Genomic DNA, 8,842 nt, shown 5'->3' on the forward strand with positions numbered 1-8,842 from the left:
GCTTGCCTTCCCAAAATGGGCCTTCCCAAAAATAAGGGTCGCCGACGGACCTGCCGGCCTCCGAGCCGGTCAAATTCATTCGTATGCAAATGATATCAAGCCGGCAGGAATTGTCAAAGCCAGAGTTTTGCGCCGGCGCCCGCATCGGCGCGACGGCACGCATTTGTTATACCGTTGGAGTTGACGCAGCCGGCCATCTGGTCAAGTTTCTGCATCCGTTGCGTCAGCGGCATTTTCGGCGGGTTCGAACACCGGATTCCACGTTTCGGCAGACTTCATGCCTCCGGGACAAACAAGAGGGAGGCTCCATGGCCGACGAAGCGCTTGTCATCATCGACCTGCAGAACGATTTCTGTCCGGGCGGCGCGCTGGCGGTGGCCGGCGGCGACGAGATCGTGCCGCTGGTCAACGACCTGATCCGGCGGACCGAACATGTCGTGCTGACGCAGGACTGGCATCCCGCCGGCCATTCGAGTTTTGCCTCCAATCATCCCGGCAAGCAGCCGTTCGAAACGATCGAGATGCCCTATGGCCCGCAGACGCTGTGGCCCGACCACTGCATCCAGGGCAGCCTGGGTTCGGATTTCCATTCGGGCCTTGCCTGGACCAGGGCCGAACTGGTGATCCGCAAGGGTTTCCGCCCGGAGATCGACAGCTATTCGGCTTTCTTCGAGAACGACCATGCGACGCCGACCGGCCTTGCCGGCTATCTCAAGGAGCGCGGCATCGACACGCTGACCCTGGTCGGCCTGGCGACCGATTATTGCGTCGCCTTCTCGGCGCTCGACGCGGTCAAGCGCGGCTTTCACACGACAGTGCGGCTCGACGCCTGCCGCGGCATCGATCTCAATGGCTCACTCGAGACGATGCTGAACCGAATGCGCGATGCCGGCGTGACGCTGGCTTGAACATCACCAATCGCATTCGACACAATTCCAGAGGGGGTATCATGCGGTTTGCGGCGGCTTTGACGGCGGGCGCTGTGGTGGCAGTCGCAACCCTGTTTCCGGGAACAGTGCTTGCAGCCGAGGCCCACGAATTGCCCGGCGAAGCAATGTCGCTGTGGTGGGCGCTGCCCTTTGCCGGCCTGCTTCTGTCGATCGCCACCGGGCCATTGCTCTTCCACCATGTCTGGGAGCATCACTACGGCAAGATCACCTTGTTCTGGGCGGCGCTTGCGGTCGTGCCGCTGGCGCTGGCGTTCGGCATGGCTTCGGCTGCAGAGGCGGTGCTGCATGCGCTGCTCACCGAATACATGTCGTTCATCATTCTTCTGTTTGCGCTGTTCACCATTTCGGGCGGCATCCTCGTCGCCGGCAACATCCACGGCACGCCGCTGGTGAATGCCGGACTGCTGCTGATCGGGGCGATGCTCGCCTCGGTCATCGGCACGACCGGCGCCTCGATGATCCTGATCAGGCCGATCCTGCGCGCCAACGACAACCGGCCGTTCAACGCCCATGTCGTCATCTTCTTCATTTTCCTGGTGTCCAACATCGGTGGCTCGCTGACGCCGCTCGGCGATCCGCCGCTGTTCGTCGGCTTCCTGCGCGGCATCGATTTCTTCTGGACCGCTGCCAATCTTTATCAGGAGACATTGTTCGTCGGCGGCCTGGTGCTGGCCGTCTTCCTGGCCATGGACATCATCCTGCATCACCGCGAGGCCGGCGCACCGAAAATCAAGGATCCGACACCGGACACCAAGGTGCGCATCCGAGGCCTGGCCAACCTCCCGCTGCTGGCCGGGGTGATCGGCGCGATCCTGCTTTCCGCGACCTGGAACCCGGGCGTGGCGTTCTCCGTCCAGGGCGTGAGCCTTGAATTGCAGAACCTTGTGCGCGACGCCATCATCCTGGCCCTCGCCTTGCTTTCGCTCGCTGTCTCAAGCAAGAGCCACAGGCGGGCGAACAACTTCCACTGGGAGCCGATATCAGAAGTGGCAAAACTGTTCGCCGGCATCTTCATCTGCATCGTTCCGGTCATCGCCATTCTCAGGGCCGGTGCCGGCGGCGCGCTGGCGCCGCTGGTCTCGCTGGTCAGCTCGCCCACCGGCAAGCCCAACGACCTTGCGTATTTCTGGATGACCGGGGTGCTGTCGTCCTTCCTCGACAATGCGCCGACCTATCTGGTGTTCTTCGAGCTCGCCGGCGGCGATCCGCAGCATCTGATGACCACCTTCGCCTCGACGCTGGCGGCGATCTCGGCCGGCGCGGTGTTCATGGGCGCCAACACCTATATCGGCAATGCGCCGAATTTCATGGTTTACGCCATTGCCAGGCATCGCGGCGTAAAAATGCCGGGCTTCTTCGGCTACATGGCATGGTCGGGCGCGGTGCTGATCCCGATTTTTTTGATCGCGGGTTTCCTGTTCTTTCGCTGATCAGCCGACGCCGACATAGCGGCGGACCGCCGACGGATCGGCGCGGAGCTCCTCGACATCGACGGTCTCGCGGTTGCGGCCGTTTTCGATGAACGAGACCCGGTCGGCGACGGACAGCACAGCATCGACGCGCTGCTCGACCAGGATCGTCGAGACGCCTGATACACGCAGCTTCGCTACCGTCTCGCGGATTTTTGCGATCATCGACGGCATCAGCCCTTCGGTCGGCTCGTCGAGCAGAAGCACCTGCGGATCGAGGCACAGGGCCCGCGCCATGGCCAGCATCTGCTGCTCGCCGCCCGACAGCGTGCCGGAGCGTTGTCTCAGCCGCTGGCGCAGCAGCGGGAAGAGGTCGAGCACGTTTTCGCGCGTCACCTTGCCCATGCCGCGGGCCATCAGGCCGATCTCGATGTTTTCGGCCACCGTCATCTCGGCAAACAGCCGCCGGCCCTGCGGCACATAGGCGACGCCGGCCTTCGGCACGTCGTGCGCCGGCAGGCCGGTCAATTCCCTGCCGTCGAGCCTGATCGAGCCGGCGCGTGTGGGAACGAGTCCCATGATCGCCTTCAGCGTCGTCGTCTTGCCGGCGCCGTTGCGGCCGAACAGGCAAAGCACCTCGCCCTTGTTCAACACGAGGTCGAGGCCGTAGAGCACCTGGACCTCGCCGTAGAAGCAGTCGAGCCCGGAGATGGTCAGTGCTTCAGCCCGTGGTTGCGTCATGGGGTCGTCCCCAAATAGGCGTCCTGCACTTGCGTATTGGCGCGGACCTGCTCGGGCGTGCCTTCGGCCAGGATCTTGCCGGCGTTGAAGACGGTGATGCGGTCGGCAAGCTGCATGACCACCGGCATGTTGTGCTCGATCAGCAGCACGGTCGCGCTTTTGGCGATCTCGCGCACCAGCCCGATGAAATTGTCGATCTCGCTGTCGGCCAGCCCCTGCGTCGGCTCGTCGAGGATCAGCAGGCGCGGTTTCAGCGCCAGCCCCATCGCCACTTCGAGCAGGCGCTGATGGCCATAGGACAATTGCCCGGCCGGCATATGGGCGCGGTCGGCAAGGCCGGTGCGCTCCAGCGCCGCCATGACGCCGGCATGCACAGCACCTTTCGAGCGGCCGTCGGTCAGCGTGCGCTGCACCGGCAGCGCGACATTGTCGTAGGCGGTGAGGTTGGCGAAGACGCTGGTGATCTGGAAGGTGTAGGCGATGCCAAGGCGGACCCTGGCGTAGGCCGGCAGGTTGGTAATGTCTGCGCCGTCGAAGACGATCATGCCCGATGACGGCTGGATGCGGCCGCTGATCAGGCTGACGAAGGTGGTCTTGCCGGCGCCATTGGGGCCGATGACGGCGCGGATCTCGCCCGGCATGAGGGCGAAATCGACACCATCGACAGCGCGCAGGCCGCCGAAATTGCGGGACAGGCCTTTGGTCGTCAGCAGCGGCATCATGGCAGCCATCCGAGCCAGCGCTGACGGATGGTGCCGAGAATGCCCCTGGGAAAGAACAGCACCAGCGCGATGAGGGCGATGCCGACGATCAGCAGATAGGCCGAGGTGTAGCCGCTGGTGACGTCGACGACATAGTACATGAACAGAGTGCCGATCAGCGGACCGAGCGTGGTGGCAGCACCGCCGAGCAGCACCCAGAGCAGCGGCAGGATGGAATATTGCACCGAGGCGAAGGTCGAGCCGACATAACCGAACAGCAGCGCGTAGGCGGCGCCCGAAGCCGCGCAGATGGTGCCGGAGACGACGACCGCGGCAAGCTTGTTGGAAAAAATGTCGTAGCCGAGCATTTTGGTCCGCTCCTCGTTTTCGCGGATGGCGACCAGCACACGGCCATACCTGGAGCGGACTATGCCGAGCGTCACCAGCAGCACGATCGAGAACAGGACCAGCGCGCTCATGTAGCGCACGGTCGGATTGGTGAGGCCGAGCGAGGTGTCGCCCAAAACAAGCACACGCGCCGACTGCGGCACCACCAGGCCCTGATCGCCGCCGGTCCAGGCCGCGAGATAGAGGATTATCAGATAGAACACCTGCGCGAACATCATGGTGACGATCATGAAGGCGACACCGGAAGTGCGCAGCGCCAGCAGCCCGATCACCAGCGCGAGAAGCGCGCCGCAGGCAAGGCCGGCGGCGAAGGCGGCCGGCACGCTCCAGCCGAGGTGGATGACGGCAAGGCCTGCGCCATAGAGCCCAGCCGAAAAGAACATGGCGTGGCCGAGGCTGAGCAACCCGACATAGCCGAACAGCAGGTTGTAGCCCATGGCGAAAACCGCCAGCACCATGATGCGGGCGAGCAGCCCGTGGTGATATTCCGGCAGGACGAAGCTTAGGGCGAACAGCAGGACGATGACGCCCAGATGCAACGCATAGGCCTTTGACGGTGAAGCCTCCTTCATCGCGATGCCGTCCCGAACAGGCCTTGCGGCCGGAACACCAGCACCATGGCCACCAGCAGCGTGGCGATGATCTTGGCCAGCGTCGGCGAGAAGAACACCGAGATGATGCCGTCCGACAGGCCGATGAGCACGGCGGCGACCACGGTTCCGCGCAGCGAGCCGAGGCCGCCGATGATGACGACGATGAAGGACAGCACCAACGGGTCTTGTCCCATCAGATAATGCGCCTGGCTGATCGGCACGATCAGCACCGCGGCCACTGCCGCCAGCATGGCGCCGAGCGCGAAGACGCCGGCATAGACGCGGTCGACCGGAATGCCAAAGGCCTGCGCCGTTTCGCTGTCATATTGCGTGGCGCGCATGACAAGGCCGATTTTCGTACGCGTCATCACGAACCAGGTCGCCACCAGCAGAAGCGCGGATGCGGCGATGATCGACAGCTTGTAGCCGGAGTAGCCGAACCACGGCAAAAGGATGCGGTAGCTGAAGGGCGGCTCCACTGGCCGTGCCTCCGGGCCATAAAAGGTCAGCGCCAGTTGCTGGATGATGTAGAGCATGCCGATGGTGGCGACGATGGTGGCTTCCGGATTGTAATTCAGCCGGCGCAGCACCAGCCGTTCGGAGACCAGCGCGATCAGGCCGACGATCAGCGGCGCCAGCACCAGGGCTGCGAGGAAGCCGAGCGCCGGATGGCCTGATATCGCCGTGGAGATCGCCCAGGCAAGCACCGCGCCGAGCATGAAGAACTCGCCATGGGCGACATTGACGACGCGCATGACGCCGAACACCAGCGACAGGCCAAGCGCCGTCAGCGCCAGCACGGCCGAGGTGACGAGGCCTTCGAGGGCGGCGAGAAGAAGATGAGGTCCGAAGTGCATTGGCTATACGCTGGCGGGGTGCAAGCTCACAGCGCCTGGGTCGTGTAATCCCCTTCCGGCTCGTAGAGGCCGTCCTCGATCTTGGTCTTGTGGACGACGTTCAGCCGGCCGCCTTCGACCTTGGAGATGTTCTGGATGCCAAAACACTGGTGGATCTTGCCGTTGAAGGTCTTCGGCCCTTGCGGATGCTCGGGGCCCTCGGCGAACTCGGTCAAGGCCTCGGTCGCCTCGACCAGCTTGGCACGGTCTTCCGGGCCCTTGTAGCCGGCATCCTCCATCGCCTTCTTGACGACATAGAGCGTTTCCCAGCAGCCGAACATGTGCGCGGCGGTGGAGACGTCCTTGGGATCGCCGACGGCAGCGCCATTGTCGTCGATGCCGACGGCGGCGCGATAGGCCTTCTGCGCGGCGGAATCATCTGGCTGTGCGTAGCGCGGCGAGCCTTCCCAGAAATGGCTGCCGTCGAGGAATTCGAGGCCGGGGCTGTTGATGTCGGTGGCTTCGAGCGAATCGATGAAGCCGAACAGCTGCGGCCGGCTGGAGCCGTAGAACTCGCCGAGTTCCTTGACGAAGGTAAGCACCGCAGGGCCGACCATGACGTGGTAGATCACCTCGGTCTCGGCCGGGATCTGCGGAAAATATTTGGTGAAGGACGATTCCGTCGGCGGGATGGCGATCTGGGCGATGACCTCGGCGCCCTGCGCCTTCAGCGCCGGCGGCAGGTAGTCGCGATGGTCGTAGCCGAAGGCGAAATCGGGGAAAATCTGCGTCACCTTCTTGCCGGCATTCGCCGCGATCCACGGCGCCATCGCCTGGATCTGGCTCTTCACGTCGGTGATGCCGGGCTGGAAGACGTAGCGGTTGAGTTTGGTCGAGGCGACGTGGTGGCCTTCGCTGACGACAAAATAGGGCATCTTGGCCTCGCCGGCGGCCGGCGCCGAGCCGATGACGACATGCGAAAACAGCGTGCCGTAGACGATGTCGGTCTTGTGCTGGGTGGCGAACTTACCGACCACTTCGGCGCCGCGGCCGGGATCGGTGCCGTCATCCTCGATGATCACCTCGACCGGCCGGCCGTTGATGCCGCCGGCTTCGTTGATCGCCTTGACCGCGGCTGCGGTGGTCCGCTCGTACCAGCGGCCATAGGCGGCGCCGATGCCGGTGCGGTGGCACTGGAAGCCGATCTTTATCGGCGCCGAGCTTTGCGCCTGGCTGTAGCGCACGAACCCAGGCGCGACGGCAAGGCCGGCGCCCGCGGCCAACCCCTTGAGCGCGGTGCGGCGGGTGAGAACGGTTTTGGAGAGATCGAAAAACCCATTCTTGTCAGTCACGGCAGTTCCCCTTGTTTTTGAGTTTGACCAATGGCTGTAGCGAGACGGGCCCCTCTTGGTGAGAGCGCCGAAATTGCATGTGTACAAACTAAATCATCAAAGCCCTGACGTGGCAAGCGAGCTTTCCCCCGGGGACTGATCGACGTCATCGAAGCCGGGTTTTGTCTCACCCGACCGAAGGCGTGGCAAGCAACCACAGGCCGAAGACCGTATAGGCGATCATCAGCACGGTGAGCGGAAACTGGCTGAGCGCGGCGCCCGCGGGACGCGGATGCAATCGCCAGGCGAGGCCATGCGCGACGAGCACGGCGAGCATGTGGCCAATGATGATGACGCCGGCCTGGAAATTCCACAGCCACCATGCCGAGCCGGCGCCGGCAGCGACGCCGGCTTCGATCGGCATGCCGGCGGTGCCGAACAGGTTCCAGCCCAGCGTGAACGGGTCGGAAAGCGCAGCCAGCGCATATTGGCCATCGACAAGCAGCGCCGTCAGATAGTGCGCAACATGATAGGCGAGCGCGATCGGCACGATCGACCAGACCAGCAGCCCTGCGGCCTGACTGAGGGAATGCGGGCTGCTGGCAAGATGCTGGCCAAGGACAATGGCAATGATGAACGCGGCTGCAAGCAAGACGAACGTCAAAACGAGCCCGAAGCTGCCGATGCCGATCAGCGCCGTGCGGCCCGGGACTTCCAGCGGATTGATGCCGAACAGGCCGAGCCAGAAGAAGGTTTTGGACAGGCCGTCGAACGACACCGACGACAGCGCCAGCAGCAGGAAAGCAATGCCGCTGAGCGACAGCGGCGCGGCATTGCCGAGCTTGGCGCCCGGCCAGCACAGACTGAGCCGACCGCCTTCCTTGCGCTCGACTTCATTGCGCCCGCCTTCATTGCGCCCGCCTTCATTGCGCTTGCCTTCGTCGCGCTCAAGCAGGGCGAAGCGCGCAACCATGGCGAGGAAGACGGTCAGGAACTCACCGCGCCGGGTCCAGTCGCGGTAGCCGAACACCAGCATGGCGGCAAAACTCAGCAGCCAATAAAGGCCGGCGGCCCAGGCGAGCCGCGCCGGGTCGTCGGGCGCCGGGTCGATCAACTCGAACCAGGCGAAGGCGAAGAACAACGCGAAAGCCGGCCAGCAGCCGAGCCACGCAGGCGGTCGCCATGTCTTGCGCTTGACGACCTTGCGATTGCCGAACAGGCGCGAAATGACTCGCCAGGGCCCGTACCACGGGTTGAGCCATGACCAGAGATTGCCGAACAGTCCCTGCAGTAAAACCAGGCCAACCCAGAGCAGCGTCCAGATCGCCAGCGGCAGCGGGTTGGAGAGCGGATCACGGCTGCCGAACAGGCCGGCCGCAATCAGAATTACAAAGCCGGCAAAGGATATCAAGCTGACGACCGCCCGCGCGCCGTCGCCAAATGCGAAAAGCGGCAGGCGCCGCCGCCAGAAGCGGTCGGGAAAGTCTGGCGGCAGCAGCGCCAGGACAAGGAAGCTGGCGGCAACGGCAAGCGCGCCGCCGGCGACGTAGTAACCGGTGGGCAGAAGCAGGACGTGGCCGCGATCGGAGGCATGGGCGAAGGCTGGCGTGGGTGATGCGATGAAAGCCGAACAGATGAAAGCTCCCGTCCAGAAAGAATATGCTCGCCCGCAGTGATCCTTCGCACCCCCCTCTGTCCTGCCGGACATCTCCCCCGCAAGGGGGGAGATTGGTTGGGATGCCGGCTTTCGCCAATCTTCAACGTTGCAGGAAGGGCGCCGTTCGAACGAACTGCCGATCTCCCCCCTTGCGGGGGAGATGTCCGGCAGGACAGAGGGGGGTGGGCGGGAACGCCATCGTGTGAAAAAAGGCGG

The 8,842-nt window shown here is 64.0% G+C and carries 8 protein-coding genes; 2 read left to right on the forward strand and 6 right to left on the reverse strand.

From position 1 onward, the window contains the following. Positions 1–308: 308 nt before the first annotated feature. Positions 309–908, forward strand: a complete 600-nt coding sequence (gene pncA, locus AC0L2V_RS20195; RefSeq protein WP_473507934.1) for a bifunctional nicotinamidase/pyrazinamidase — start codon at positions 309–311, stop codon at positions 906–908. 41 nt (positions 909–949) lie between these two features. Next, positions 950–2,380, forward strand: a complete 1,431-nt coding sequence (locus AC0L2V_RS20200) for a sodium:proton antiporter (protein ID WP_473520974.1) — start codon at positions 950–952, stop codon at positions 2,378–2,380. On the opposite strand, the gene AC0L2V_RS20205 is transcribed toward AC0L2V_RS20200, so the two are convergent. The 6 genes from AC0L2V_RS20205 to AC0L2V_RS20230 form a co-directional block, all read right to left on the reverse strand. After that, positions 2,381–3,100, reverse strand: a complete 720-nt coding sequence (locus AC0L2V_RS20205) for an ABC transporter ATP-binding protein (protein WP_473520975.1) — start codon at positions 3,098–3,100, stop codon at positions 2,381–2,383. Continuing rightward, on the reverse strand, positions 3,097–3,822 hold the full coding sequence (locus tag AC0L2V_RS20210; RefSeq protein WP_473520976.1) for an ABC transporter ATP-binding protein: 726 nt from the start codon (positions 3,820–3,822) through the stop codon (positions 3,097–3,099). The genes AC0L2V_RS20205 and AC0L2V_RS20210 overlap by 4 nt, the downstream gene beginning before the upstream one ends. Continuing rightward, on the reverse strand, positions 3,819–4,781 hold the full coding sequence (locus AC0L2V_RS20215) for a branched-chain amino acid ABC transporter permease (RefSeq protein ID WP_473507938.1): 963 nt from the start codon (positions 4,779–4,781) through the stop codon (positions 3,819–3,821). Before AC0L2V_RS20215 ends, AC0L2V_RS20210 begins: the two co-directional genes overlap by 4 nt. After that, on the reverse strand, positions 4,778–5,659 hold the full coding sequence (locus tag AC0L2V_RS20220) for a branched-chain amino acid ABC transporter permease (RefSeq protein ID WP_473520977.1): 882 nt from the start codon (positions 5,657–5,659) through the stop codon (positions 4,778–4,780). The genes AC0L2V_RS20215 and AC0L2V_RS20220 overlap by 4 nt, the downstream gene beginning before the upstream one ends. Before the next feature lie 26 nt (positions 5,660–5,685). Next, complete coding sequence (locus tag AC0L2V_RS20225) at positions 5,686–6,990, reverse strand: ABC transporter substrate-binding protein (protein ID WP_473520978.1); 1,305 nt, start codon at positions 6,988–6,990, stop codon at positions 5,686–5,688. Positions 6,991–7,156: 166 nt separating this feature from the next. Next, entirely contained in the window at positions 7,157–8,677 is a 1,521-nt protein-coding gene (locus AC0L2V_RS20230; RefSeq protein ID WP_473520979.1) for a hypothetical protein, read from the reverse strand. Positions 8,678–8,842 lie beyond the last annotated feature (165 nt).

Source organism: Mesorhizobium sp. WSM4814 (assembly GCF_055811595.1).